The sequence below is a fragment of the Streptomyces sp. NPDC024687 genome, from assembly GCF_055559055.1.
Genome location: NZ_JBVHLJ010000017.1, coordinates 29,028 through 54,312 on the forward strand (window position 1 = coordinate 29,028; position 25,285 = coordinate 54,312).

The following is a 25,285-nucleotide window of genomic DNA, read 5'->3' on the forward strand; positions in this document are numbered from 1 at the left end:
GCACAGCTCGAAGGAGTCGCCATGGTCTCGCTCGACCGTCAGGACAACGTCTTCGTCCTCGACCTCGGAGACGGTGAGAACCGCTTCCACCCCGACTGGATCGCCGCCGTCGGGGCCGCGCTCGACGAGGTGGAGAAAGCCGAGGGTCCGCGCGCCCTGGTCACCGCCGCCACCGGCAAGTTCTACTCCAACGGACTCGACCTGGAGTGGCTGTTCGCGCACGCCGACCAGCACCAGGACTACGTCGTCTCCGTCCACGAGCTGTTCGCGCGGCTGCTGTCGCTGCCGGTCATCACGGTGGCCGCACTGCAGGGGCACACCTTCGCCGCCGGCGCGATGCTCTCCCTCGCCCACGACTTCCGCGTCATGCGCGCCGACCGCGGCTACTGGTGCCTGCCAGAAGCGGACATCAACATCCCCTTCACCCCCGGCATGGCAGCCCTCATCCAGGCCCGGCTCACGCCTCGAACCGCTCACGAGGCCATGGTCACCGCCCGCCGCTACGGCGGCGCCGACGCCGCGGCCGACGGCATCGTCGATCGGGCGACCGGCGAGGACGCCGTACGCTCCACCGCGATCGAGCTCGCCCGGTCGCAGGTGAACAAGGCCGGTGACACCCTCGGCACCATCAAGGCCCGCATGTACGGGCCGGTCCTGGCCATCCTGCGCGACACCGCCGACCCGCTCGGCTGAGGCGGCACCTCACCTCTTGCGACCGAGGAGAAGCTCATCGATCGCGGGCGAGCCCTTCCCAAGCGTCGAACCATCCGACCTCTCCTTCAACTCTCTTCCTTGCTCGCCCCATTGACACTCCCCTACGCCTCCCCAATCATCAAGACATCCGATGATTGGGAGCCGCCATGAGTACGTATCCAAGACGTCAAGTCCTCGGCGTCACGGCGGGTGTCGCTGCCTCAGCCGCTCTTCCCTTCGCCTCCGCGACCGACGCACACGCTGCTCAGACGGGTACAACGGCCGCCCAGCAGAGTCGGACGTGGGCGCCCGTGCCCGCTCCGGTTCCCGTCCCCCTCGACAGCCTCTACGACAACGACGGCATCGACACCACATCCGCCCGGGGCGGCGATTTCGACGGCTCCGGCTACACGTTCCCGGGCGAGGAACTCCCGGCGGGCCAGGTGGAGGTGGACGGCGTTCCCTTCGTCTTCCCGTCCTCGGCCGCAGGCGCCAAGAACAACGTCATCGCGCTCGGCCAGCGCATCGATCTGCCCAAGGGCCGCTACATGGCGGCCTACTTCCTCACCTCGGGGAGTTACGGCAACGCCTCGGGCAAGGCCACGGTGCACTACGCGGACGGATCGACCACGACGGCCGGCCTCACCGGAGCGGACTGGTACGCGGCGGGCGGTTCGCTGTCGGCGCCGTACCGCTACGGTCCGAGCGGCGCGAAGGACGAACACAGCGTCGGCATCGGCACATCGGAGGTGTGGGTCGACCCGCAGCGCGAGGCGATCGCCATCACCTTGCCGGTCACGCACGCACCCGAGCCGAACCAGGCCTCGCTGCACGTGTTCGCGCTCTCCCTCCAGCCGGTCGCCCAGGGACGCGCGCTGATTCTGCGCGACGCCCACTCCACCAACTCGCTCCTGCCGTCCACCGGCGCCCAGAGCATCGAGGCCACCGTCGTCAACGCGGGTACCGTCGCCGTCCTGGCCGGTGACGACGTGTCGGTACAGGTCACGGTGCCGGGCGCCCGGACCGTGGAGACCGCCGCCGTCCGCCGCCTCGACCCCGGCGAGCAGGCACGCGTCCGCATCGGTATCCGCAACCGCACGGGGACGGCACCCGGCACCGCCCAGGACGGCGCGGTGACGGTCACCGGCCGCGGTGCCACGGCCGCCACCCAGCGCAGCCGACTGTCCCTCGGCGTCGCCGACTACCAGCCGACCGAGACCTCCCTCTCCGGTCACCAGGCGCCGTACTGGTTCCACAGCGCCAAGTTCGGCATCTTCATCCACTGGGGTGTGTACTCGGTGCCGGCCTGGGCGCCGGTCGGCACGCAATACGCCGAGTGGTACTGGGACCAGATGCAGGACCCGAACAACCCCACGTACGCCCACCACCGGGACACCTACGGCGAGGACTTCGCCTACGACGACTTCATCCCGCGCTTCACCGCGGAGAAGTTCGACCCGCGATCCTGGGTCGAACTGTTCCGGGACGCCGGTGCCCAGTACCACGTGCTGACCTCCAAGCACCACGAGGGATTCGCCCTGTGGGACACCAAGGTCTCCGACCGCAACGCCGTGAAGATAGGCCCGAAGCGGGACTTGATCAAGGAGCTGTTCGAGGCGTCCCGGCGCTACACGCCCGAGCTCCACCGCGGCCTCTACTTCTCGATGCCCGAGTGGTTCAACCCGGACAACCCCTGGATGGGCCACGCCCCGCGCAACCCGTACACCCTCGACCCCGTGCCGTACACCGGATACACCGCGGGCAAGGACTTCGTGAAGGACTATCAGGCCCCGCAGATGCTGGAGCTGATCCACGGTTACGACCCGGAGCTCATCTGGTGCGACATCGGCGGCGCCAACGACAGCGTGCACGTGCTCGCCGAGTACTTCAACCACGCCAAGAACCGGGCCCGTCCCATCGACGTCACCGTCAACAACCGCTCGGGGATCTCCTTCCACGACTTCACGACGCCCGAGTACACGACGTACGACAACACCGTGATCGCCAAATGGGAGTCCAGCCGCGGCCTGGACCCGTTCAGCTACGGCTACAACCAGGCCACTCCCGACGGTTCCTACATGACGACGGAACAGGTCGTGCAGAGCCTGGTGGACATCGTCTCCAAGAACGGCAACTTCCTGCTCGACATCGGCCCGCGTGCCGACGGCACCATCCCGGAGATCATGCAGACGCGGCTGCGCGAGACGGGCCGGTGGCTGCGGACGAACGGCGAGGCCGTCTACGACACCACGTACTGGTCGAAGATGGCGGAACTGGGTGACGACATCCGCTTCACCGTCCGCCCGAACCGGGCCTTCTACATCCACTCCCTGGCACAGCCCGGCTCGCGGCTGACCATCGAGGCGCCGGTCCCGATCCGCAGCGGGGACACTGTGACGATGCTGGGCCACGACCGGCCACTGACCTGGACCGTAAACAAGGGCGCGCTGGTGATCGACGTCCCCACGGCGGCCCGCAAGGCCGGCCAGCACGTCTGGGTCTTCAAGGTGAAGTGGAACTCCTGACCGCTCCACCGCGCCCGGCGAACGCTGCTCCCGGACGATGACGCACTCCTTGGCGCCGGGCACTCGATGTGCCGGCGCCGGGGGGTGCGTCCATGTGCGTCTCAACGAACGGAGCGCCGCTGACGTGACGTCCACGTACCGTCAGAGCATGGACCTGGTCAGCGGTGTCGTCAGCATCGCCTACTCGCACTTCTACGTCAGTGAGTATGTGGAGCCCGGTTTCGACCCCACCACACAGGCACCGGACTTCGACACCGACGCCCCGGTGATCCTCACGCCCGGCCGGCTCACCATCGTCAGCAACGTGCAGGCGCATGACGCCTGGGTGACTCTCATGCTGTCCGACGCGGAGCCCGTCCCGCAGGCGGAACAGTGGCAACTGCTCGGCACCTGGCCCTATCCGCCGATCTACGGCGGGCGGATGGGGCTGGCCGGCCCCACCACCGGCCCCGCGATGCCCGCCATGGGCTGGATCTCCGGAGGAGAGGGCGATGACTTTTCACTGGCCCTCGACCCGGCCATGGTTTACGCAGTCCACGTCTACGCCAGGGGCCGCCAGGACTCCCGAGTCCGATTCGAGGCAGCCGTAGGCCGTGCGAGACGGGGCACGCACGAGGGTTTCGAGGACTACGTGCTCGTTTTCGTGCCCGCCGGCCACCAACCGAAGCCTCGGCCCACTCGTCAGACGGCTTCGCGGTAGCGCTCGTCACCTCGGTGGTCGACGGGGACGACGAGGACGCCACGGACGCCCTGGTTCACTGCTGCCGCTTGCCGAGGTAGCGCTCGGCGAGGCGGGCGAGTGCGACAGCGGCGAGGAGGAGGCCGAAGTCGCGCAGCGCGATGTCGTAGTAGTCGGGGATGGTCAGCAGGTTGAGGATGATGCCCGCCAGCCAGCCGGCCACCAGCCAGGCTCCGAAGCGGGGCGCGAGGCCGACGGTGATGCCGGCTACGACTTCGATCACGCCCACGGCGTACATGGCCGCCTGGGCGCTGCCGGGAACGAGGTCGTTGACCCAGGACGCGAGGTAGGCGGGCCAGTCGACCATCAGGTTGGTGAACTTGTCCAGCCCGAACAGGATCGGCGCCACCGTGAAGGCGGTGCGCAGGATCACGAACGCCTGATAGCCGGGATCGGCGAGCAGCGCACGCCGCGGGGTGGCGGAGGACGTGGCGCTGGTGGTTGCGGAGGTCATGACGACTCTTCCCTTCCTCTTCCTTCTATCGGCAACTCTCATTACCTATAGAAGCTCCGAGCACCTTCTTTAGTCAAGAGCTGTTGGTTTTACACTGGTGTTCGTGGACGACCCGAAGGAAGTACGCGACACCGACGTCTCCGCCATCGCCGCTCTGGACGAGCCGACGCGCAGGAGGCTGTACGACCATGTGGTGCGCCAGCCCCGCCCTGTCAGCCGGGACGACGCGGCCGCCGCACTGGGCCTGGCGCGGCAGACCGCGGCGTTCCACCTCGACCGTCTGGCCGATGAATCCCTGCTCGACGTGGTCTACGAGCGGCGCAGCGGGCGTACGGGTCCGGGGGCGGGCCGGCCGGCCAAGCTCTACCGGCGTTCGGCGAAACAGATCGCCGTCAGCCTGCCCGACCGGCGCTACGAGCTCGCCGGACGACTCCTCGCACAGTCGGTGGAGGAATCCGGCGCGACCGGTGAGCCGGTACAGGAAGTGCTGCACCGCAAGGCCGAAGAGCTCGGCACGCTGATGGGCGGACCGGGCAGCGGAAGTCTTCTCGACCTGCTCGAACGGCACGGATTCGAGCCACGACACGAGGACGGCGCCATCGTGCTCGGCAACTGCCCCTTCCACGCCCTGGCCCGTGAGTACACGCAGACGGTGTGCGGCATGAACCTGCATCTGCTGCACGGCGTTCTTCACGGGCTGGGCGAGCGCGCGTACGCAGCCTGTCTGTCACCCGCCCCGGGCCGGTGCTGCGTCCGGTTGGAGCCCGTCGCCTGATCGCCTCGCGTGACAGCACCGGTCGTACTCGCCACCGGCCGTCGACGCGGAGGCGCAGTGGTCGTGAAAAGGGTTGGACGGCGTGGTGATCGGGCTTGTAGTTTGCAGTCGACCGTGACACCGCCTGAGGAGGTGAGACCCATGAACGCTGTAGTGATGTGGGTGCTCCCCCTTTCCGGTCACGGCCGGCGATTGACGTAGGTGTCGCCGGGAGCGCCTGGCCAACAAGGCACTCCCGAAAGGCAACACCTATGGACTCTCCGCAGTTCACCGCCGAGCCGTCGTCGGCTTCCGGCGCCGATCGCCCGCCCCTCAGATTCGACTTCGACGTGATCATCGCCGGGTGCGGGCCGACCGGCGCGATGCTGGCCGCCGAACTACGGCTGCACGATGTGCGGGTGCTCGTGCTGGAGAAGGACACCGAGCCCGTGTCCTTCGTCCGCATCGTCGGTCTCCACATGCGCAGTCTCGAGCTGATGGCCATGCGCGGACTGCTGGATCGCATCCGCCGGCACGGCAGACAGCGACCGGCCGGCGGGCTCTTCGCCGCCATCAACAAGCCCGCGCCCCAGGGCCTGGACTCCCCCCACCCCTACCTCCTGGGAATCCCGCAGCCCGTCATCGTCGGCCTGCTCGAGGAGCATGCGACCCAGCAGGGTGCGCAGGTCCGGCGCGGGTGCGCGGTGGCCGGTTTCGAACAGGACGACGAGGGCGTGACCGTCGAGCTGGCCGACGGCGAACGGCTGCGCTCGCGCTACCTCGTCGGCTGTGACGGCGGCCGCAGTACGGTGCGCAAACTGCTCGGCGTCGGCTTCCCCGGCGAGCCCTCGCGGACCGAGACGCTGATGGGCGAGATGGAAGTGGGTGTGCCGCAGGAGGAGATCGCCGCCAAGGTGAACCACCTCCGGGAGACGCTTCATCGGTTCTGGCTCCGGCCCTTCGGCGGAGGGGTCTACAGCGTCGTGGTTCCCGCCGCGGGGGTCACCGACCGCGCGGAACCGCCCACCCTCGAGGACTTCAGGCGACAACTGCGTGCCGTCGCCGGCACCGATTTCGGGGTGCACTCCCCGCGCTGGTTGTCCCGTTTCGGGGATGCCACGCGGCTGGCCGAACGGTATCGGGTCGGGCGGGTGCTGCTGGCCGGCGATGCGGCACACATCCATCCGCCCACCGGCGGCCAAGGTCTCAACCTGGGCGTTCAGGACGCGTTCAACCTCGGCTGGAAACTGGCCGCACAGATCCGCGGCCGAGCACCGGAAACACTCCTGGACACCTACCAGACCGAACGCCAACCGGTCGCCGAGGACGTGCTGGCCAACACCCGCGCCCAGATGGAACTCCTGTCCCCCGAACCGGGCCCGCAGGCCGTGCGGAAGCTGCTCACCGAGCTGATGGACTTCGACGTGGTGAACCGCCATCTGATCGAGAAGATCACCGCAACGGGCATCCGCTACGACTTCGGCGACGGCCCCGACCTCCTCGGCCGCCGCCTGCCCGACCTCGACCTGAAACGCGGCCACCTCTACGAGCTGCTGCACCGCGGCCGCGGTCTGCTGCTGGACCGCACCGAGCGCCTGACTGTGGGCGGCTGGGCGGACCGGGTCGATTACCTCGCGGACCCCACCGCGGCCCTTGATGTTCCGTGCGTCCTGCTACGCCCTGACGGCCACGTCGCCTGGATCGGCGAAGACCAGCACGAACTGGACAACCATCTCTCCCGCTGGTTCGGCAGGCCCGTCGACTGATTGAGGGGGAAAGGCACCGCCGAGTGGATCACTCGGCGTCGCGGGCGGACGACCTGCCGGGGATCACGATCACCGGCAGGTCGTTCGTCGCCCGTGTCTCCTGCGCACAGTGGACGTACTCGGTCGAGGGCGGGGGGATCCGTGGCGGCGGACGAAAGACGAACGACGGAAACCGAGCTGTTCGCCCGCGCAGGTACACGGGACCGGCTCTGACCGTGTCGACCGTGGAGGGGACCCTGCTCGCCCACGTCACGCACACCGACGACACGCACTCGCTCCTCACGAAGGCGTCCGGCGAGTGCCTCGTCCGTGTCGAGCAGTTCGAGCCGGCGACGTTCCGCTTCACCGACGACACGGGCCGGGCGGCCGGCACTGCCAGTGCCGGGACATTCATCAGGACCTGGCAGCTGAGCCTCCGGACGGAGCGAGGACGCCGACTTCTCCTCACGCGGCGGGGCCATCTGTCCACCGAATGGCAGCTCACGGAGACCGATCCGCATCCCCTGGCCTGGACACCGCCGAGCGGCGGACCGTCATCGCCTCGGTCGTGTGTCTGCACCTGCTCCGTCGTCCTCCGGGCGGCAGCAGCGCGCCCGCATGATCCGCGGGCATCGTGTACCCCCGGCCCGCCCACGGCACTGGTGCCGGCAAGAGGCGGCCCGACGGCTCGATCTGCCATCATGGCGAAACGGAACTCCGTTCCACGGAGCGATACGGACACGGATCCGCAGTGCGATGTGACGACAGACGAAGGAGCCTCGCGGTGAGCGACAGTCGCCAGGGCACGGAGAAGGCCGCCGGGTCCCAGCGCAAGGACGTGCGGCGCAACAAGCAGATCCTGCTGGACGCGGCCGCCGCCGTCTTCGTCACCTCGGGTGTGGACGCGCCGGTACGCGACATCGCGGCCCGGGCAGGGGTCGGGATCGGTACGATCTACCGGCACTTCCCCACCCGGGCGGATCTGATCGTCGCGGTCTTCCGCCATCAGGTGGAGACGTGCGCCGCGGCAGGCCCCGCGCTGCTGGCGAGCTGCGCCACCGCCTACGAGGCGCTGGAACAGTGGATCGACCTCTTCGTCGACTTCCTGGTGACCAAGCACGGACTCGCCGCCGCCCTGCAGCACGACAACGCCGGTTTCGAGACGCTGCACGCCTACTTCATCGACCACCTCGTACCGGTGTGCACGCAACTCCTCGACTCTGCTGCGGCCGCCGGTGAGATCCGCTCCCACATCGGAGGGCTTCAGCTGATGCGCGGCGTGGGCAACCTGTGCGTCGGCGCGGAGAACGACCCCAGCTATGACCCGCGCACCCTGGTCGCACTCCTCGTCGCGGGACTGCGCCAACCGCGGTAGACAGGTGAACCGGGCGGGGCAGCCCCGGCGGGCTGCCCCGGGACCGTTCCGGCAGGACGTGGTCGAGGCTCGTGAGCGCCGACGCCCCCGCATGCCTAACCGCGTGATGCCTCGGCCACTTCAACCGCTGCGGAGCCTTCGCGGCGTATCCGCTCGGCTCCCCAGGCGCCGAGCGGCTCGAGCGCTCGGTTGAGCGTGTGCCCGTGCTCGGTGAGGGAGTACTCCACACGCGGCGGCACCTCGGCGTACACCTTCCGGTGCACGAGACCGTCCTCCTCCATCTCGCGCAGGTGCTGCGTCAGCATCTTCTCGCTCACGCCCGGTAACCCGCGACGAAGCTCAGCGAAGCGGCGTATGCCATGGGCTTCGAGTTCCCAGAGGATCAGCCCTTTCCACTTCCCGCTCACCACGTCGAGCGCGGCGTCGATGCCACAGATGTACGGCCCGCACCTCGGCGCCTTGGCCATCCCCGAACCCCTTACTAAAAGGTAAGTACCGCAGAAAATAGTGGGTACTTCCGACACTAGCCGTGCCCGCCGAGCATGGAGGAGTGAACGAACAACTGCACTCCACCACCGGGCAGAACAGCGCTGTCACCGTGATCGGGCTCGGCCCGATGGGCCGGGCGATGACCCGCACCCTTCTCACCGCGGGCCATCCGGTCACCGTCTGGAACCGCACCCCCGGCCGGGCCGACGGCGTCGTCGCCGACGGAGCGACGCTCGCGGCGACACCCCGCGAGGCGGTCGAGGCGAGCGATCTCGTGATCCTCAGCCTCACCGACTACCAGGCGATGTACGACATCCTCGACAGCGCCACCGCATCGCTCGCCGGCCGCACACTGGTCAACCTGAGCTCCGACACTCCCGACCGCACACGAGAGGCGGCGAACTGGGCGGCGGGCCACGGCGCCACGTTCCTCACCGGAGGGGCCATGGTTCCCGCGCCGATGGTCGGCACAGAGGCGGCCTACGTCTACTACAGCGGCCACGACCAGGTGATGGAGGACCACCGGGCGACGTTGACACTGCTCGGAAAACCAAGGTATTTGGGCGACGACCCGGGCCTCGCCCAGATGATGTACCAGGCCCAACTCGCGGTGTTCCTCACCACCCTGTCGGCACTGATGCACGCCACCGCGATGTTGGGTACGGCAGGGATGAAGGCATCGGAAGCGCTGCCGGAGTTGCTCTCCTTCACCGACTCGATCGGCGACATCCTCAGGGCCGGCGAGGAGAAGCCCGGCGCGGCGCTTGACGCCGGACTGCATCCGGGCGACCTCAGCACCATCACCATGATGGGTGCGACGGCCGACCACATCGTCGCGACCAGCACGTCACTCGGCCTCGACCTCGCGCTCCCGTTGGCCGTACAGGCCCACTACCGGCACGCGATCGAGAACGGCCATGGCAGCGACCACTGGACCCGCATCATCGACAGCATCCGAGCACCGCACTGACCGACCGCGCCCGGCCGCACGCGGACAAGCAGTGGAGACAATGAGGAGCGCCCGGCTCTGATCCGTGTGGACGACGGTTCGAATCCTGCCCTCGTCGCCACCGGGGCCCACTTCCTCCCGTCGGCCGTCAGCCGCACGTCAGTGTCGGTACCGCCCAGTCGCCGTGGTCGTTGCCGTTGCCGTCGCCGCCGTCGCCGACCTTGAGGTCGACCACCTGGGCGCCGCTGACGTCGACGTCGACGGGGACGGCTGTCTGTCCGCCGCTGATCGTCGGCGTGGTGACCAGCGTCTTGCCGTCCGCGATCACGGAGAACGTGACCGTTCCGGCGCCGCCCGTCTCGTCGTCGACGCCGACCTGCGCCGTCAAGCGGGAGCAGTTTCCGGCGAGGTAGAGCTGGACGTCGCTGAGGGCATTGGTGCCGAGGCCCTTGGCGTAGCCCACGCCGCCGATACTGATCGCACGGCCGTCCCCGGCGGCCTGCTCGCCGACGCTGCTGTCGCGCTCGACCGGGCCCCACCCGTTGGTGGAGGACAGGAACGGCAGGCCGCTCACCGCGTTCTTACCGGCCGGAGGGGCCGGTGGTATCCCGCCGACAATGCGCTCGTCGGCTCCCGTGTGCTGCCGTCCGTTCTGGTCGTACCGCACCGCGGTGCCGAGCGCCGAGGCGGCGGGCAGATCACCGGTCGGTGGCCGGACCGTCCAGGTGAAGGTCGCCGACGCGCCCGGTTGCAGGCGTTTGAGGGACGCGGGGCTCGGATCGCTCACCGTCCAGCCGTCGGGAGCGGAGAGCGAGGGTGTCAGCCGGGACGCGGGCGATCCGCTCTTGGGCACCCGCACGGTCGTCCGGGCCGTGAAGGCCTCCCCCGGCTGAGCGGTGTCGGGCACGGCGAGGGTGACCTCCGTGCCCGGAGGCCTCGGCATCGCGTACTTACGGGAGTCGTAGCGGGGGCTGTCGTTCTGCGCGACGCGCAGGGACGAGGCGTAGCTGCCGTAGTCGGTGAGCGAGACCTTGCCGAGGCCGCCGGTGCTGCCGTCCAGGTTCCACACGGCGATGGCGATGCTGTTGCGGCCGTTCGGGTCGAGGATGCCGTTGGGGACGGGGAACGTGTGCTGCGGGCCGAGGTAGTTGACGTAGTTGCCGACCTGCCAGCCGTTCACGAAGACCGTGGCCCGGTACTTGCGCGCCGGGTCATCGGTGAACGTCAGGCCCAGTGAGGTGTCCTGGCCGCGCGGCAGGTCCAGAGTGGCGTCGGTGCGGTACCAGGACACTCCGGGGCGGGTGTCGGTCGTCGGCAGAGTGACCCGGTTCCACTTGGCGTCCGGGTAACCCGGCAGGGACCAGCCCGCCCGCTCGCCGTACAGGCCGCCCGTCGAGAGCGGGCCGCGCACCGTGTCCTGCAGCTCCTCGCCACCGCGTACGCCCTGAAGGCGCCAGGTGACGGAGGTCAGCGGCGCTCCCACGAGGGAGGCGCTGGTCAGACCGCGCGCGGTCTTGTTGCCGTTGGTCGAGTTGTAGTCCTCCTCGTGCCCCATGTTCACGGTGAGCACGGAGAGGACGTTGTCGCCCTTGGACTTGACCGCACCGGCCGGGAAGGTGAAGTCGGCACTGCCGGTGGTGGAGCTGCCCAGGAAGGTGCCGTTGAGCCAGGCGGAGAACGCCTGTGCGCCGCCGCCGGAGTCCGAGACCAGGTGGATGCCGGTCTCTTTGCCGGTGGCGTGGAAGCGGCCGCGGTACCAGGTGTTGCCGGTGTGGAAGCCGTAGTCGTCGGCGTAGAGCACCGGCGTTTTGTTGATGCCGGACACGCTGTTGGTCGTGGTCTTGTCGGCCGTCTGCCAGCCGGTGTCGTCGAAGCCGGGGGCCGCTTCGGGTGACTCCTCGGCGTGCTTCCAGTTCGTCAGCGTCGGCAGGTGGATCGCGGCGGCGGTCGGGATCCCGCCGGTGAGACTTCCGGTGGCGGTGGTCCGGGTGTCCACCTTCCGGCCGTTCCAGGTGACGCGGGCCGCGGAGGTGAACACCTCGATGTTCTGGTCGTCGGCGTTGTCGCCGGTGAGCGCCACCGTACGGCCGCCGTTCAGACTGGTCGCCGTCCGCAGCAGGTGCGTGCCGCGCACCAGGACCGGGCCGGCCGCGGTGTCCTGACGCCAGAAGGTCTTCGCCGTGGCCTTGTCGCCCACGAGCAGCAGCAGCGGGCGCTGTCCGCCGCCGCTGACGCTGATCCGGATCAGGCCCTTGTGGGTGTAGTTCAGCCGCAGATCGCCGGTGGCCGGGTCCCAGGTGGTCGTGACCGCACCGCCGGTGGCGGTCACCGTCGGCTTGGAGGCGTAGCGAAGGACGGTCTCGCCGTCGCTGTCCGGGGCGCCGTAGAGCACGGCGAGGTCCCGGTCGCCGATGGTCGCGCCGGTCATGATCTCGGAGGTCGAGTACTGCAACTGGGCGTTCCCGAGGCGGTAGTTCGCCACGATCACGTGGGAGTCGCGTCCGTCGAGCGTGATCGCGGTGCCGGGCTGCTGGGGCACGACGGGGTAGGTCGGTTTCGCGGCGGCGTCACCGGTCGGCACGTCGATGGCGTCGATGGCCACGTAGTTGTCGGTGGACCCGGAGCCGTGGTTTCCGGCGACCACGATCTTCAGCGTGTGTGCCCCGGACGGCAGGCCGGTCTTCTGGAAGACGACCGCCTGGTTCTCGGCGCCGGAGTCGTCGACCGTCGCCACCTTGGTGCCGTCGAGGTAGACGTCGGCGTTGCCGTGGTTGTTGGTCTTCGAGCCGATCCAGCGGATCGCGGTGCCGTCGAAGGGGACGGTGACCGAGTCACCGGCCTTGTTGGAGAACGACTCGGTCTTCTTGTAGTCGCCGCCGGTGTAGCTCTGGTTGGCCACGTGCGACCACGAACCGGCGTACTGCAGCGCGGAGTCGGGGTCGTCCCAGGTGTAGGTGGTGTCTCCGGCCGGCTGGGCGTTGAAGTCCAGGGAGATGTGGGCCCTGTCGACCGCCGTGGACGTGGAGTTCCCGTGCCGCAGTACATGGAACTGTGTCTTGGTGTCCGGGTTCATCCGGGCGGTGTCGACGACCGCGGAGTCGTCCGGCGGCGTGCTCCTGATCGCGTCGGTCTTGGTCAGCGGGGCCACCGACTGGGTGAAGTACCCGATCAGCTTGTCCTCGTCGTACTTCGGATCGAGCTGCCGGGTCTCGCGGATCGCGGCTCCGTAGTCGTACGACGTGTAGTTCTGGGGCATGCTCAGCCAGCCCCAGTTGGTGCCGCCGTAGGTCATGTAGAAGCTCTGCGCGGTCGCGCCGACGGCGATGTTCTGCTTGTAGAAGACGTTGGCGAACTGGTCGTTGATCAGCTGGGCGCACTTGTCGTAGCCCGGGCCGCCCCAGGGGTCGAAGGCGCCGCCCTGGAACTCGGGCGAGTACAGGGGCTTGCCCGCCGGGTGGTCGTAGCTGATGTCGGGGACGCCGTTCCACTTCGTGGGGTTGGAGCAGTCGAAGCCCTGTGGGTAGGAGTCAGGGCCGTCGACGTCCAGGGCGCCGGCGCCGGTGTTGAAGGTGCCGTTGTTGTTGCCGGTCAGCGGCACGGTGATGCCGTCGGCGCGGGCCTTGTCCTCGAGGTGCTGCATGTAGGAGCGGGCGGAGGCGGAGCCGTTGTAGTACTCGTTCTCGACCTGATAGGCGATCACGGACCCGGTGCCGTTGGTGAGTTGGTGCCGGGCGATGATCTTGTCGATCTGGGTCAGCCACTCGTCGGCGTACTTGAGGAACCGCGGGTCGTCACTGCGGTTGTCCTCCGCCTTGGTGGTCAGCCAGCCGGGCAGGCCGCCGCTGTCGACCTCCGCGTTGATGTACGGCGCGGGGCGTGCGATGACGTAGATGCCTGCTTCCTCGGCCATGTCGAGGACCTTGTCGGCGTCGCGCACCCCGGTGAAGTCGTACACCCCCGGCTTGGGCGAGTGGTAGCCCCAGTCGAAGTACAGCGAGGTGGAGTTGAAGCCGGCGGCCTTCATCTTCTGGAAGATGTCCCGCCACAGGTCCGGGCTCGGGAGCCGGAAGTAGTGGAACTCGCCGGACCAGAGGTAGGTGCGCTTGCCGTCGACGAGGAACGAGTAGCCGTCGAGACTCACCGTGTGCGGCTGCGGGTTGGCGGCAGGCGCGGCGGCGGGCGCCGTCCCACCGGCTTCCCTGGCCGCGGCGGGCGCGGTCATGCCCACGGCCAGGGCGACGGTCGCGACCGTCGCGAGGACCGCCCTCCACCACCCGCGGCGACCGGGTCTCGCGGTCTCTGCATCGGTCCGATTGCCTCGCACTGCGGCCTCCGTCTCGCCTGAGCGATCAGCATCAAACAGACTCAGGCAAAGTCGAACAGTAGGGGGGCAGTTGGCTGAGCACAATGGGGGCGGGAGAAGACGGACGGGGCGTTGGGGGCGGAAGGTCGGCCGGGGCCGCTCAGGACGTCGTCGTTCGTCGCTCGAACAGCTCCCGGGCCGTGCCGAGGGCTGTCGCCACCGCTCCCAGGAGCACCGCGTCCTCGCTCAGCCGACTGGGGACGAGCTTCGGGCGCAGCGGGGTCAGGGCCTTGAGGTCTCACTCCAGTGGCCGACCCGCACTCCGCTGAAACCCTGTCGGACGAACTGGACAGCCACGGCCAGCCGCGTCAACTGCCGTTCACCAGCGGCTGGGATCCTGCGAGAGCAGCATCCCGACGAATACAGGGCGTTGCTCCGAGAGTGTCCGAGCGGCAGCCGGCCTGAGGGCCGGGGCCGGGCTCGGACACATCCCGTCGCTACGCGAGCTCCTCGGCGGTGTAGTAGCCGTCCCTGACCAGTACTTCGACGTTGGTCTTGTCGAGGCTCTGCGGCTGGAGCAGGTAGGCGGGCACCTTCTTGACGCCGTCGTTGTAGCTGAACCGGTCGTTGATCCGCGGCGCCCGGCCCCTGAGTATGTCGTCGACCATCCACGCGGCGGCGTCGGCGAGGGCGCGGACGTCCTTGTAGACGGTCTGCGACTGCCGGCCCGCGATGATCGACTTCACCGAGGGCAGCTCGGCGTCCTGGCCGGTGACGATCGGGAGGGGCTTGCCGGCGGAGCCGTAGCCCTGCGCCTCCAGCGCGGAAAGGACACCGCGGGAGATGCCGTCGTACGGTGACAGGACCGCGTCGAGCGTCCTGCCGACGTACCACCGGCTGAGCAGGAGGCTCATGCGCTTCTGCGCGGTGGGTCCGTCCCAGCGTGGGGTGGTGAGCTGGTCCAGCCCGGTCTGACCGGACGGGACGATCAACTGCTTGCTGTCCAGGAACGGTTGCAGGAGCGCCATGGAGCCGTCGAAGAAGTACTTGGTGTTGTTGTCGTCGGGGGAACCGGCGAAGAGCTCGATGTTGAACGGGCCCTTGCCCTTCTCCAGGCCGAGCTTCCCGATGATGTAGTTGGCTTCCATCCGGCCGACCATCTCGTTGTCGAAGGAGACGTAGTAGTCGACGTTCCCGGTGCCGAGGATGAGCCGGTCGTAGGAGATCACCGGGATGCGCGCGTCGGAGGCCCGCTGAAGCACGCCGTTCAGCGACTTGGCGTCGATGGCCGCGATGATCAGTGCGTCGACGCCCTGCTCGATCAGGGTCCCGATCTGTGACAGCTGGGCTTTCGGGTCGTCGTCGCCGTAGACCAGCTTGGCCTTGTACCCCCGTCTCTTCAGACCCCCGACGACGCTCTTGCCGTCGGCGAGCCAGCGCTCGGAGGACCGGGTCGGCAAGGCGATGCCTACGGTGCCGCCCTCGGAGCGGCTCTGGGAGCTGCCGACGCTCTCCTTGCCGCAGGCGGACACGGTGAGGGCGAAGGAGGCGGTTCCTGCGAGGGCGGCGAGGGCGGCTCTTCGGTCGAGCATGGTGAATAGGTCCTTGTTCTTATGGTCGTTGACAGGATGACGGCGCATCAGACGTGCAGGTGCTCGGACAGGTGCCGTGCGGGTGGAGCGGGTGGATACCCGGTTGCCCTGTACGGGCCGAACGTCAGGGGGTCGGCGGTCCTGCCCGTACAGGTCTGTCTCCCGCTGCTCCGGGCATGCACAGGGGAACCGCCTTCGAATGTCCGAGATTTCGTCACGCGTTCTATATGGCGGCGCGACGGTAGAGGCAGGTGAGGAAGATGTCAACGGTGTGAACACGATCGGTTACAGAGAGCGTGTGCGGCCGACGGGAGTCACGGCCCTGGCCGGGCCGCGCCCGGAAACACGGCCTCGGAGTCCCAACAGGACTCCGTCAGGTCTGTGGTGCTGTGGGGGCAGGTGCCGCCTCCTGGAGCAGCCCTCCAGGAGGTCTTCCGCCATCGGCATCAGCCGGTGTAGGTGTAGGCGCGCTGTGGTTTAGGTGTAGGCGCGCTGTGGTCGCGGACCACCTTCTTGACCCACTTGCGGCCGGTGCCCTCCCGCCGCCTGGTGACCTTCATGTGCGCCTTCGCCACGCGGTTTCTTCGCCTCGCGGTAGCCCGTCGACGCCGGTTGTCCCTCTTCGGCCTGCGGTGGGCCACCATCCGGTCGTACCGGGTACGTCTCGCCCGGGCCTTCTTGCCGTGCCGCGACGTCGGGGCGCCTCGCGCGCAGCAAGTCAGGACCGACCAGGCCCTTGGCGGCCCTGACCCATGAGGAGGCGGGCGGGCTCCCCGTCAGCCCGCGGTCGTACCGGAGGGAAGGGCCTCGGCCGAGCGCAAGTGCTCCTTCAACCACCGTTCGGTGTTGCTCACGTGCAGCAGCGCCGCCGCCTGGCTGAGCACCGCGTCGCGTGCGGCCAGCGCCTCGAAGATCGCCTCGTGCTCGGCGAGGGTGCGGCCGGCCGCCCGGGAGTCGACCAGGCCGCGCCAGATCCGGGCACGCAGCGTGCGGCCGGAAATGCCCTCCAGGAGCGCGAGGAGGGATTCGTTGCCCGTGGCCGACACGACGGCCCGATGGAAGGCCGCGTCATGGGCGTTGAGTCGTTCGACGTCCTCGCGCGCCTCACGCATGGCATCCAAGTGCCCCTTGACTTCGGCCAGTTGGTCGTCGGAGATCCGGGTCGCGGCAAGGGCCGTGGCAACGGGCTCGAGGAGCCGCCGTACCTCCATGAGGTCCTGGAGAGCGACCGAGTCGCCCTGCAGCAGTTCCACCGCCCCACCGAGTCCCTCCAGCAGAAGGCCCGGCTGGAGGCTGGTCACATAGGTGCCGTCGCCCCGCCGGACCTCCAGGACCCGTGCGACCGCCAGGGCCTTGACCGCTTCACGGGCGAGGTTGCGGGACAGTCCCAGCTGCGCGGCCAGATCCGGCTCCGGGGGGAGCTTCGATCCCGGGGGCAGCGCTCCGGTCCGGATCAGCTCACGGATCTGCTCGATCGCCCTGTCTGTCAGAGACACCGCGCATCCCTTCTCCACGTCGCGCCCCGACCCATGCCGCAGTCCGCATGCCAAAGGCGACGCTGATGATACGGGGCTGCGTATGACGGGACGGCGACCGCACCGGCGGGCAGAGATGGTCCGGTGCGCCTCATAGACCTCGGCGATGGCCGCAAGACATGCGATGTCTGTCTGAGCTGACCTCCTAGGAAAACATGGCTAATAGGGGCAAGTCGCCTTACGCAACGATCACTTTCATCCCTGCAAAGCAATTGACATCCCAGGGAGGCATGCCAGACCGTCATCCGTAACAAGCGCCCCCCACGCCCCAGGGATGTCTCCATGTCGAGTTCCATCAGCAGACGCAACTTGCTGGCCGGTGCCGCCGAGGCGGCGCCCAGCACGTACACGCCCGACTGGAACTCGGTCGACCAGCATCCGCCGGCCCCGGAGTGGTTCCAGGACGCGAAGTTCGGCATCTACTTCCACTGGGGCGTCTTCAGCGTCCCCGCCTTCGACAACGAGTGGTATCCGCGCAACATGTACGAGGCCGGGAGCAACGCGAACCGGCATCACATCGCGACCTACGGCCAACCGGCGGCCTGGCCCTACCACCACTTCATCAACGGGGCGCGGGACCTGGCGGGCAACACCGTGCAGTTCGCACCGAAGCTGAAGTCGGCCGGCGGGAAGTTCGACCCCGACGAGTGGGTGCAGTTGTTCGTCGACGCCGGGGCCAGGTTCGCCGGCCCGGTCGCCGAGCACCATGACGGCTTTTCCATGTGGGACAGCCAGGTCAACGAGTGGAACTCGGTGAAGAAGGGCCCGGGCCTCGACCTGCTGCGGCTGTTCTCCACGGCGATCCGCGCCAAGGGCCTGAAGCTGCTGGTGGCCATGCACCACGCGTACTACTTCAACGGCTTCTACGAATTCGCCCCCGCGCAGACGGACCCCAGCCTCAAGAAGCTCTACGGGCAGCTGGGTTCGGTCGCGGAGAACCAGCTCTGGTACGACAAGCTCAAGGAGGTCGTCGACCGCGCCCGGCCCGACATCCTCTGGCAGGACTTCAAGCTCGACGCCGTCGCAGAGGCGCAGCGTCTCAACTTCCTCTCCTACTACTACAACCAGGCCGCCAGCTGGGGCCGCGAGGTCGTCGCGACCTACAAGGACGGCATGAACGGCAAGGGCGAGGTCTTCGACTACGAACGCGGCGGCCCTGCCGATCTCACCTCGCCGTACTGGCTGACCGACGACAGCATCTCCAGCAGCAGCTGGTGCTACACGCAAGGCATCGGCTACTACACCGTCCAGCAGATGCTGCACTCGTTCATCGACCGGGTCAGCAAGAACGGCAATGTGCTGCTGAACATCGCGCCGATGGCCGACGGCACCATCCCCCAGGCGCAGAAGGACATCCTGCTGGGGATCGGTGACCACCTGAGGCGCTTCGGCGAGTCGGTGTACGCGACCCGGGCCTGGACGACGTACGGCGAGGGGCCGACGAAGATGGGCGGCGGCGCCTTCACCCGCCCGACCGCCGGTACCCCACAGGACATCCGCTTCACCCGCGACAAGGCCGGCAACGTCCTGTACGCCACCGTCCTGGGCTGGCCCGGCAGTTCACTGACGATCAAGACGCTCAGCACGGACCGGATCAGCCTCTCGTCGCTGACCTCGGTCAAGCTCCTCGGCTCCACCGCCGGCACCTACATCGACCTGCCCGCGCCGGCTCAGACCTCCTCCGGACTCGCCGTCACCCTGCCGTCCTCGGCTCCGTACAGCGCCAACGCCTACGTACTGAAGCTCACCTTCTCCGGCGCGATCCCCGCTCTGCGGCCGCTCGTCGGCGCCGTCGTCTTCACGGACACCGGCTACACCGGCAAGGCCGCCGTGCTCGGCGTCGGCGACTACACCGCGGCGGACCTGAGCGCGGCCGGGCTGGGCCCTGGCACCCTCTCCTCCCTCCGGCCGGCCCCCGGCTACCAGGTGATCGGCTACTACGGCGACGACTTCACCGGAACCGCGTGGACGTTCACCGCCGACAACCCCGATCTGAGGGGCACCGGCAACAACGACCGGATCGCCTCGGTGAGGGTCCAGTTCAACCCGGCGACGTACTTCCGAATCGTCACCGCCACTGACGGCCTCGCCCTGGACAGCGGCGGCAACGTCGCCTCCGGCGCCAACCTCAAGCAGTGGGCCTGGGACGGCAGTTCGAACCTGCAGTGGCATGCGGAGGCTGTCGGAGACGGCTACTACCGGCTGGTCAACCGTACGAACGGCATGGTCGCCGACGGCTGGGGCGCCACCGAGGACGGCTCCGCCGCCCGGCAGGCCCCCTGGGACGGCGGCACCAACCAGCAGTGGACGATCACCCACCGGGGCGGTGACCGCTATTCGATCGCCAACCGCACCACCGGTCTGGTCCTCGACGGCGGCGGCGACGTCGCTTCGGGCTCCGTCGCCAAGCAGTGGACCTTCGGCAGCAGCACCAACCTGCTGTGGAGCTTCACGGTGGTGTAGGCGGCGGTCTGATCTGTGAGGTCTCGGACGCACACCCTTCCCGGCGGGCCCCTGCTCGCCCCTTACGCGGGGTGCGTCTCGTCGACCACGTATCCGCGCCGCTTGTCCACCACATTGCGCAGCGGACGGCCCTCGATGTGCCGGGTGAGGTTGTCGAGGAACACCTCCACGAGCGCCTCCCGCTCGCTGGTGGTCTCGCCCGCGGTGTGCGGGGAGATCATCACGCCGGGCATGTCCCACAGGGGTGATTCGGGGGGCAGCGGTTCCTGGGCGAACACATCCAGGGCCGCGCCGGCGAGCCGGCCGGCGGCGAGGTGGTCGACCAGCGCCTCCTCGTCGACGAGCCCGCCCCGGCCTACGTTGATCAGCCGTGCCCCCGGCTTCATGGCGGCGAGCACGGAGGCGTCGACCATGCCCCGGGTGCCCTCGGTGAGGGGTGCCGCCAGAACGACGTAGTCCGCTGCCGTCAGGGCGGAGCGCAGGGTCGCCGCGCCGTGGACCGTACCGAAGTCCGGGTCGTCCGCGCGGGCCTTGCGGCCCGCGCCGCACACACGCATCCCGGCGGCCCGCAGCAGCCGGGCGATGGCCCGGCCGATCGGCCCCGTGCCCCAGACCAGCGCGGTGCGGCCGGTGATGCCGTCACTGGGGCGCGGACGCCACTCGCGGCGCCGCTGGTGCTCCCAGGTGCCGGGGAAGTCCTTGGCGAGGGCGAGGATCAGGCCGAGGACGTACTCGGCGGTCGGCTGGTCGTAGACTCCGCGGGCGTTGGTGAGGACGACGCCCGGATCGTTCACCAGGGCCGGGAAGAGGAACGAGTCCACGCCCGCGGAGGACGCGTGGACCCACCGGGGTGCCTTCTCCGGGTTGTCCGGCCAGGCTTCGCGGATGGCAGGGGTGATGGTCACCCAGGCCAGGAGGGCGTCGGCGCCTGGGAGGAGGTAGGGGAGTTCCTCCTCGGTGGCGTAGACGGTGTCCATGAGGCGTTCGATGAGTGCGGCGGCTGGTGGCCGGTTGCCGCGGTAGAGGACGACGAGTCGCTCGGGCATGTCAGGCTCCGACGGGGACGGCTATGTACTTGTACTCCAGGAACTCGTCGATTCCGACGCGTCCGCCTTCGCGGCCCAGGCCGGACTGCTTGACGCCGCCGAAGGGGGCGGCGGGGTTGGAGACGAGCCCGGTGTTGAGGCCGATCATGCCGCTTTCGAGGCGCTCGGCGACGCGCAGGGCACGGTCGAGGTTCTGGGTGAACAGGTAGGCGGCGAGGCCGAATTCGGTGTCGTTGGCGGCGGCTATGGCCTCGTCCTCGGTGTCGAAGGGACGGATCGCGGCGACCGGGCCGAAGATCTCCGTGTCGATGATCGCGGAGTCGGGGGCGATGCCGGCGAGGACGGTGGGCGGGTAGAAGCAGCCGGGGCCTTCGGGGAGTTCACCGCCGGTCAGGACGGTGGCGCCGCGCTTGACGGCGTCGCACACCAGGTCGTGGGCCTTGCTGCGGCCGGCGGTGTCGATGAGGGGACCGACGTCGGTGCCTGGTTCGGTGCCGTCGCCGACGGTCAGGGCGGCCATGCGGGCGGCGAGACGGGTGGCGAACTCCTCGGCGACGGAGGTGTGGACGTAGATGCGGTTGGCGGCGCAGCAGGACTCACCCATGTTGCGCATCTTGGCGACCATGGTGCCTTCGACGGCGACGTCGAGGTCGGCGTCGTCGAAGACGATGAGGGGGGCATTGCCGCCGAGTTCCATGGAGGTGCGGATGACGGTGTCGGCGCACTGGGCCAGCAGGATCCGGCCGACCTGGGTGGAGCCGGTGAAGGAGAGCTTGCGGATCTGCCCGCCGCGCAGCAGCGGCTCGACGACGCCGGCGGCGTCGGTGGTGACGATGATGTTGAGGACGCCGTCGGGGAGCCCGGCTTCCTTCAGGATGGCGGCGAGGGCGAGGCTGGTCAGAGGAGTCTGGGGGGCGGGTTTGAGGACGATGGTGCAGCCGGCGGCGATGGCGGGGCCGATCTTGCGGGTGCCCATGGCCAGGGGGAAGTTCCAGGGCGTGATGAGCAGGCAGGGGCCGACCGGCTGGCGGGTGACCAGCAGACGGTTCCTGCCGTCGGGGGCGGTCATCAGGCCGCCGTCGATACGGACGGCCTCCTCGGAGAACCAGCGGAAGAACTCGGCGCCGTAGGCGACTTCGGCGCGCGCCTCGGCCAGGGGCTTGCCCATCTCCAGGGTCATCAGCAGCGCGAGGTCCTCGGTGCGCTCGATGATGGTGTCGTAGGCGCGGCGCAGGATCTCGCTGCGCGCCCGGGGCGGGGTGGCGGCCCAGGCGGTCTGTGCGGCGACCGCTGCCTCGACGGCACGCCGGCCGTCCGCGGGCGAGGCGTCGGCGACACGGCACAGTTCCTCGCCGGTGGCCGGGTTGTCGACGGACAGGGTCCGGCCGGACTCGGCGTCCTGCCAGTCACCGCCGATGAACAGCTGCTTGGGAACATCACGGACGACAGTCATCGTGGTATCTCCTTGTGTGGGTGTCGAGGGGCTGCCGACCGGTCAGCGGATGCGGTCCAGCGTCTTGTAGTAGGCGCCCGCGAAGGGCAGGAACCAGGCAGTGCCGTTGTAGAGGGGGATGCGGGGCGGGGCCAGGTCGCGGACGGGGCTGGCCTCGGGGTGGCCGTCCATCACCTCGGCCATGACCTGGCCCATGTGCGTGGCCATCTGCACGCCGTGTCCCGCGTATCCCATGGAGTAGTAGACGCCGTCATCCGACTGCCCGGCGTGCACGATGCGGTCCCTCGCGAAACCGACGGAGCCGCCCCACACGTACTCGACTTTTGTCCGGGCGAGTTGGGGGAAGACCTCGCACATCTCACGGAACAGAACCGCCCCGCTCTTCTTGTCCGAGGTGGGGTCGGACGGTGCGAAGCGGGCACGGCCGCCGAACAGCAGCCGGTTGTCGGGGGTGAGCCGGAAGTAGTGGCAGACCTGGTTGGAGTCGACGATGAGGCGGGCCTTCGGGATGATGTCCCGGGCGAGCTCCTCGCCGAGCGGCTCGGTGACGATGATGAAGCTGCCCAGGCAGACCTGCCGGCGGCGCAGCCACGGGAAGTTCTTGTCGGTGTAGGCGTCGGTGGCCATCATGACCTGCCCGGCGCGGATCAGACCGCGCTCGGTGCTGACCTCGAACCGGCCGGCGGCGGTACGCCGTACGCCGATGGCCGCGTTGCGCTCGTGGATCTCGACGCCGGTGCGCTCGCACGCCTCGGCCATGCCGCGCACGAAGCGGCCGACGTGCAGTGCGGCGCTGAGCGGGTCGAGCAGGGCGCCGTGGTAGGCGTCGGATCCGATCTCGGAACGCAGCTCGGACTTGTCGATCAGCGTGGTCTCGTGTCCGAAGTACTTGGCCAGGTCGCGCTGTTGGGCCTTCTTGTTCTCGAAGTGCGCGGGGCGGGACGCGACGCCCAGGCGTCCGACGCGGCGGAACTGACAGTCGATGGACTCCTCGTTCACGAGCCGCTCGACGGTGTCCACGGCATCGCCGTAGGAGTTGTAGATCTCGCGGGCCCGTTCGAGCCCGTACCGGCGGATCGCCTGGCCCACGCCGATGGTGAAGCCCAGGTTGGCCATTCCGCCGTTGCGCGCGGAGGCACCGGAGCCGATCTGGCTCTTCTCGACGAGGGTGACGCGGGCGCCCTTGCGGGCGGAGTGGAGGGCGGTGGACAGACCCGTCAGGCCGGCGCCGACGACCACCAGGTCTGTGTCCTCGGTCAGTGGCTTGCCGGACCGGTCGGGAAACGCCCCGGCGGTTTCTACCCAGTACGGGATCGTCTTCATAACGGGTCTCCTGCGGGAATGGGTCAGGGGGAAGGCGCGGCGGGGCACGGCAGGGGCCCGGCCGAGGGCGCTGTCAGCGGTGGCACGGCCCGCGCCGGCGCAAGGCTCAGGCGAGGGGTTCTACGGGGAGGACGTGCCGGCCGCTGCGGTGGCCGCCGAGTTTGCGGACGACGGCGACCAGGACGAGGGCGAGGACGGCGAGCGCGATGAGGACGGCGCTGACGGCGGTGACGGTCGGATCGACGTCGAACTGGAGGGCGTTGAAGACCAGGACCGGCAGGGTGCGGGTGTCGGGTGTCGACATGAACTGGGCGATGAAGAACTCGTCGAAGCTGGTGATGAACGAGAACACCGCGGCGGCGATCAACCCGGGGGTGGCCAGGGGGAAGGTGATGCGCCGGGCGATGGTGAGCCGGCCGGCGCCCATGCTGGCCGCCGCGTCCTCCAGCCGTTCGTCGATGCCCCTCAGCGTGGAGATCATGATGAGGATGGCGATGGGTGCGGCGAGCACGGTGTGGCCGAGGGCGATGGCCAGCGGGCTGCCGAGCATGCCGGCCGGTTCGAAGAACAGGAACAGGCCGAGCGCGACGACCACTTGGGGGATGAGCAGCGGAGCCAGGACCAGTCCGTAGACAGCCGTGTGCAGGGGCAGTCGGCCGCGGGCCAGGGCGGTGGCGGCGGTGGCTCCCAGAATGAGGGAGAACACGGTGGTGAGGGTGGCGATGAGGCTGGACAGGGCGATCGAGGTGGCCCAGTTGCCGCCGGGCGCGGCCATCTGCTCGTACCAGTGGGTGCTGTACTCCTTGGGCGGGAAGGTGCCAATACCGTCCGCGCCGAAGGAGGTGACCAGGATGATGACGATGGGCATCGCCAGGAACAGCAGGATCGCTGTGGCGCTCACGGCGCGGCCGATGTGTCCGGCCCGGGTGGCGGGCAGTTCCATCATGAGCTGCTCCTTCGTGCGTGTGCCTGCTTGCGGCGGAGCTTGGCCAGGCCGAGCACGCCCAGGCCGGCGAAGGTGAGCAGGAGCAGGATGACGCCGAAGGCGGCGGCCGAGTTCCACTGGTCCTGCTTCATCACCTGCTGGTCGATGAGCGCGGCGACGACGGTCTGCTTGTCGCCGCCCATCAGGGCCGGGGTGATGTAGTAGCCCAGGCACAGGATGAAGCTGAGCAGACCCGCGGTGCCGATCCCGGGAGCGACCAGCGGCAGGTAGATCCTGCGGAAGATGGTGAACCGGCTCGCGCCGAAGCCTGCCGCCGCGGCCAGGAGCCGGCCGTCGACGCCGCGCATCACGCCCTGAAGGACCAGGACGGTGTAGGGCAGCATCACCGAGGTGGTGCCGATGACTACACCGATCTCGTTGTAGAGGAGCGAGAACGGGGCTCCAGGCACGTGCAGGGAGGTCAACACGGTGTTGATGAGGCCGTGGTCACCGAGCATGATGATCCACCCGTAGGTGCGTACCAGGGCGCTGATGAAGTGCGGCACGACCACGATCAGCATGGCCGGCGCGGCGAGGGCCGGCCGCATCCGGGCGATGGCGTGCGCCAGGACGAAACCCACCAGGAGACTGAGCAGCGCGGTCTCCGCGGAGATCCGCAGGGTGGAGAGCAGCACGGACAGGTTCACGCCGCTGAGGGCGTCGGCGTACCAGTGCAGGGTGAATCCGCCGCTGTCGCCCTTGAGGCTGAGGGAGAGCACCCCGATGATCGGGTAGACGAACAGCACCAGCAGGAACACCGTGACGGGGACGGCGTTGACCAGGGCGATCCGGGAGCGGTGTCCGCGCTTCTCGGACGTTTTCACCCGCACCTTGGTGGGGGCGAGAGCGGTGCCGGCCATGG

Annotated in this window: 19 protein-coding genes and 1 pseudogene; 8 read left to right on the plus strand and 12 right to left on the minus strand. The window is 68.9% G+C overall.

The window, feature by feature from the left end:
* Nucleotides 1-21 precede the first annotated feature (21 nt).
* The 3 genes from ACZ39I_RS40040 (at nt 22) to ACZ39I_RS40050 (ending at nt 3,918) form a co-directional block, all read left to right on the plus strand.
* On the plus strand, nt 22-693 hold the full coding sequence (locus ACZ39I_RS40040; RefSeq protein WP_467250423.1) for an enoyl-CoA hydratase-related protein: 672 nt from the start codon (nt 22-24) through the stop codon (nt 691-693).
* Nucleotides 694-860: 167 nt separating this feature from the next.
* A complete protein-coding gene (locus ACZ39I_RS40045; RefSeq protein WP_467250424.1) occupies nt 861-3,218 on the plus strand; it encodes an alpha-L-fucosidase in 2,358 nt (785 codons plus the stop codon).
* A gap of 148 nt (nt 3,219-3,366) precedes the next feature.
* On the plus strand, nt 3,367-3,918 hold the full coding sequence (locus tag ACZ39I_RS40050; protein ID WP_467250426.1) for a hypothetical protein: 552 nt from the start codon (nt 3,367-3,369) through the stop codon (nt 3,916-3,918).
* Between the two features lie 55 nt (nt 3,919-3,973).
* On the opposite strand, the gene ACZ39I_RS40055 is transcribed toward ACZ39I_RS40050, so the two are convergent.
* Complete coding sequence (locus ACZ39I_RS40055) at nt 3,974-4,411, minus strand: DoxX family membrane protein (RefSeq protein ID WP_467250427.1); 438 nt, start codon at nt 4,409-4,411, stop codon at nt 3,974-3,976.
* A 97-nt stretch (nt 4,412-4,508) separates the two neighbouring features.
* Between ACZ39I_RS40055 and ACZ39I_RS40060 the strand changes: the two genes are divergently transcribed.
* From ACZ39I_RS40060 to ACZ39I_RS40070, 3 genes are all read left to right on the plus strand, one after another.
* Complete coding sequence (locus ACZ39I_RS40060) at nt 4,509-5,186, plus strand: helix-turn-helix transcriptional regulator (RefSeq protein WP_467250429.1); 678 nt, start codon at nt 4,509-4,511, stop codon at nt 5,184-5,186.
* Between the two features lie 251 nt (nt 5,187-5,437).
* Nucleotides 5,438-6,931 (plus strand): rifampin monooxygenase, encoded by a 1,494-nt coding sequence (gene rox, locus ACZ39I_RS40065; protein ID WP_467250431.1) that lies wholly within the window; start codon nt 5,438-5,440, stop codon nt 6,929-6,931.
* Between the two features lie 763 nt (nt 6,932-7,694).
* Nucleotides 7,695-8,285 (plus strand): TetR/AcrR family transcriptional regulator, encoded by a 591-nt coding sequence (locus ACZ39I_RS40070; protein ID WP_467250433.1) that lies wholly within the window; start codon nt 7,695-7,697, stop codon nt 8,283-8,285.
* A gap of 95 nt (nt 8,286-8,380) precedes the next feature.
* Here the strand turns inward: ACZ39I_RS40070 and ACZ39I_RS40075 are convergent, their stop codons facing one another.
* Nucleotides 8,381-8,752, minus strand: a complete 372-nt coding sequence (locus ACZ39I_RS40075; protein ID WP_467250435.1) for a winged helix-turn-helix transcriptional regulator — start codon at nt 8,750-8,752, stop codon at nt 8,381-8,383.
* 83 nt (nt 8,753-8,835) lie between these two features.
* On the opposite strand from ACZ39I_RS40075, the gene ACZ39I_RS40080 reads away from it, so the two are divergent.
* The gene (locus tag ACZ39I_RS40080; RefSeq protein ID WP_467250436.1) at nt 8,836-9,744 is read left to right on the plus strand and encodes an NAD(P)-dependent oxidoreductase; all 909 of its coding nucleotides are present in this window, start codon (nt 8,836-8,838) and stop codon (nt 9,742-9,744) included.
* A gap of 127 nt (nt 9,745-9,871) precedes the next feature.
* On the opposite strand, the gene ACZ39I_RS40085 is transcribed toward ACZ39I_RS40080, so the two are convergent.
* The 5 genes and pseudogenes from ACZ39I_RS40085 to ACZ39I_RS40105 form a co-directional block, all read right to left on the minus strand.
* Nucleotides 9,872-13,945, minus strand: a complete 4,074-nt coding sequence (locus ACZ39I_RS40085; protein ID WP_467250438.1) for a beta-galactosidase — start codon at nt 13,943-13,945, stop codon at nt 9,872-9,874.
* Nucleotides 13,946-14,186: 241 nt separating this feature from the next.
* A pseudogene (locus tag ACZ39I_RS40090) lies at nt 14,187-14,324 on the minus strand (sugar kinase); the annotation flags it as partial.
* Nucleotides 14,325-14,523: 199 nt separating this feature from the next.
* Nucleotides 14,524-15,618 (minus strand): substrate-binding domain-containing protein, encoded by a 1,095-nt coding sequence (locus ACZ39I_RS40095; protein WP_467250440.1) that lies wholly within the window; start codon nt 15,616-15,618, stop codon nt 14,524-14,526.
* Nucleotides 15,619-16,064: 446 nt separating this feature from the next.
* Entirely contained in the window at nt 16,065-16,193 is a 129-nt protein-coding gene (locus ACZ39I_RS40100) for a hypothetical protein (RefSeq protein ID WP_467250442.1), read from the minus strand.
* Nucleotides 16,194-16,394: 201 nt separating this feature from the next.
* On the minus strand, nt 16,395-17,114 hold the full coding sequence (locus ACZ39I_RS40105; RefSeq protein WP_467250444.1) for a FadR/GntR family transcriptional regulator: 720 nt from the start codon (nt 17,112-17,114) through the stop codon (nt 16,395-16,397).
* A 321-nt stretch (nt 17,115-17,435) separates the two neighbouring features.
* Here ACZ39I_RS40105 and ACZ39I_RS40110 point away from each other — a divergent pair, with 321 nt between their 5' ends.
* Entirely contained in the window at nt 17,436-19,616 is a 2,181-nt protein-coding gene (locus ACZ39I_RS40110) for an alpha-L-fucosidase (protein WP_467250446.1), read from the plus strand.
* Nucleotides 19,617-19,678: 62 nt separating this feature from the next.
* On the opposite strand, the gene ACZ39I_RS40115 is transcribed toward ACZ39I_RS40110, so the two are convergent.
* The 5 genes from ACZ39I_RS40115 to ACZ39I_RS40135 form a co-directional block, all read right to left on the minus strand.
* A complete protein-coding gene (locus ACZ39I_RS40115) occupies nt 19,679-20,662 on the minus strand; it encodes a D-2-hydroxyacid dehydrogenase (RefSeq protein WP_467250448.1) in 984 nt (327 codons plus the stop codon).
* A 1-nt stretch (nt 20,663) separates the two neighbouring features.
* On the minus strand, nt 20,664-22,115 hold the full coding sequence (locus ACZ39I_RS40120; RefSeq protein WP_467250450.1) for an NAD-dependent succinate-semialdehyde dehydrogenase: 1,452 nt from the start codon (nt 22,113-22,115) through the stop codon (nt 20,664-20,666).
* Between the two features lie 42 nt (nt 22,116-22,157).
* A complete protein-coding gene (locus ACZ39I_RS40125) occupies nt 22,158-23,438 on the minus strand; it encodes an NAD(P)/FAD-dependent oxidoreductase (protein WP_467250452.1) in 1,281 nt (426 codons plus the stop codon).
* 106 nt (nt 23,439-23,544) lie between these two features.
* Nucleotides 23,545-24,384 (minus strand): ABC transporter permease, encoded by an 840-nt coding sequence (locus ACZ39I_RS40130; RefSeq protein ID WP_467250454.1) that lies wholly within the window; start codon nt 24,382-24,384, stop codon nt 23,545-23,547.
* Complete coding sequence (locus ACZ39I_RS40135) at nt 24,381-25,283, minus strand: ABC transporter permease (RefSeq protein WP_467250456.1); 903 nt, start codon at nt 25,281-25,283, stop codon at nt 24,381-24,383. The genes ACZ39I_RS40130 and ACZ39I_RS40135 overlap by 4 nt, the downstream gene beginning before the upstream one ends.
* Nucleotides 25,284-25,285 lie beyond the last annotated feature (2 nt).

Bases quoted from the DNA above. Each gene is read 5' to 3' on its own strand.
- rox (WP_467250431.1), top strand. From the start codon at position 5,438: ATGGACTCTCCGCAGTTCACCGCCGAGCCGTCGTCGGCTTCCGGCGCC.
- ACZ39I_RS40075 (WP_467250435.1), bottom strand. From the start codon at position 8,752: ATGGCCAAGGCGCCGAGGTGCGGGCCGTACATCTGTGGCATCGACGCC.
- ACZ39I_RS40050 (WP_467250426.1), top strand. From the start codon at position 3,367: ATGGACCTGGTCAGCGGTGTCGTCAGCATCGCCTACTCGCACTTCTAC.
- ACZ39I_RS40130 (WP_467250454.1), bottom strand. From the start codon at position 24,384: ATGATGGAACTGCCCGCCACCCGGGCCGGACACATCGGCCGCGCCGTG.
- ACZ39I_RS40135 (WP_467250456.1), bottom strand. From the start codon at position 25,283: ATGGCCGGCACCGCTCTCGCCCCCACCAAGGTGCGGGTGAAAACGTCC.
- ACZ39I_RS40110 (WP_467250446.1), top strand. From the start codon at position 17,436: ATGTCGAGTTCCATCAGCAGACGCAACTTGCTGGCCGGTGCCGCCGAG.
- ACZ39I_RS40085 (WP_467250438.1), bottom strand. From the start codon at position 13,945: ATGACCGCGCCCGCCGCGGCCAGGGAAGCCGGTGGGACGGCGCCCGCC.
- ACZ39I_RS40120 (WP_467250450.1), bottom strand. From the start codon at position 22,115: ATGACTGTCGTCCGTGATGTTCCCAAGCAGCTGTTCATCGGCGGTGAC.
- ACZ39I_RS40115 (WP_467250448.1), bottom strand. From the start codon at position 20,662: ATGCCCGAGCGACTCGTCGTCCTCTACCGCGGCAACCGGCCACCAGCC.
- ACZ39I_RS40045 (WP_467250424.1), top strand. From the start codon at position 861: ATGAGTACGTATCCAAGACGTCAAGTCCTCGGCGTCACGGCGGGTGTC.
- ACZ39I_RS40040 (WP_467250423.1), top strand. From the start codon at position 22: ATGGTCTCGCTCGACCGTCAGGACAACGTCTTCGTCCTCGACCTCGGA.
- ACZ39I_RS40055 (WP_467250427.1), bottom strand. From the start codon at position 4,411: ATGACCTCCGCAACCACCAGCGCCACGTCCTCCGCCACCCCGCGGCGT.
- ACZ39I_RS40125 (WP_467250452.1), bottom strand. From the start codon at position 23,438: ATGAAGACGATCCCGTACTGGGTAGAAACCGCCGGGGCGTTTCCCGAC.
- ACZ39I_RS40095 (WP_467250440.1), bottom strand. From the start codon at position 15,618: ATGCTCGACCGAAGAGCCGCCCTCGCCGCCCTCGCAGGAACCGCCTCC.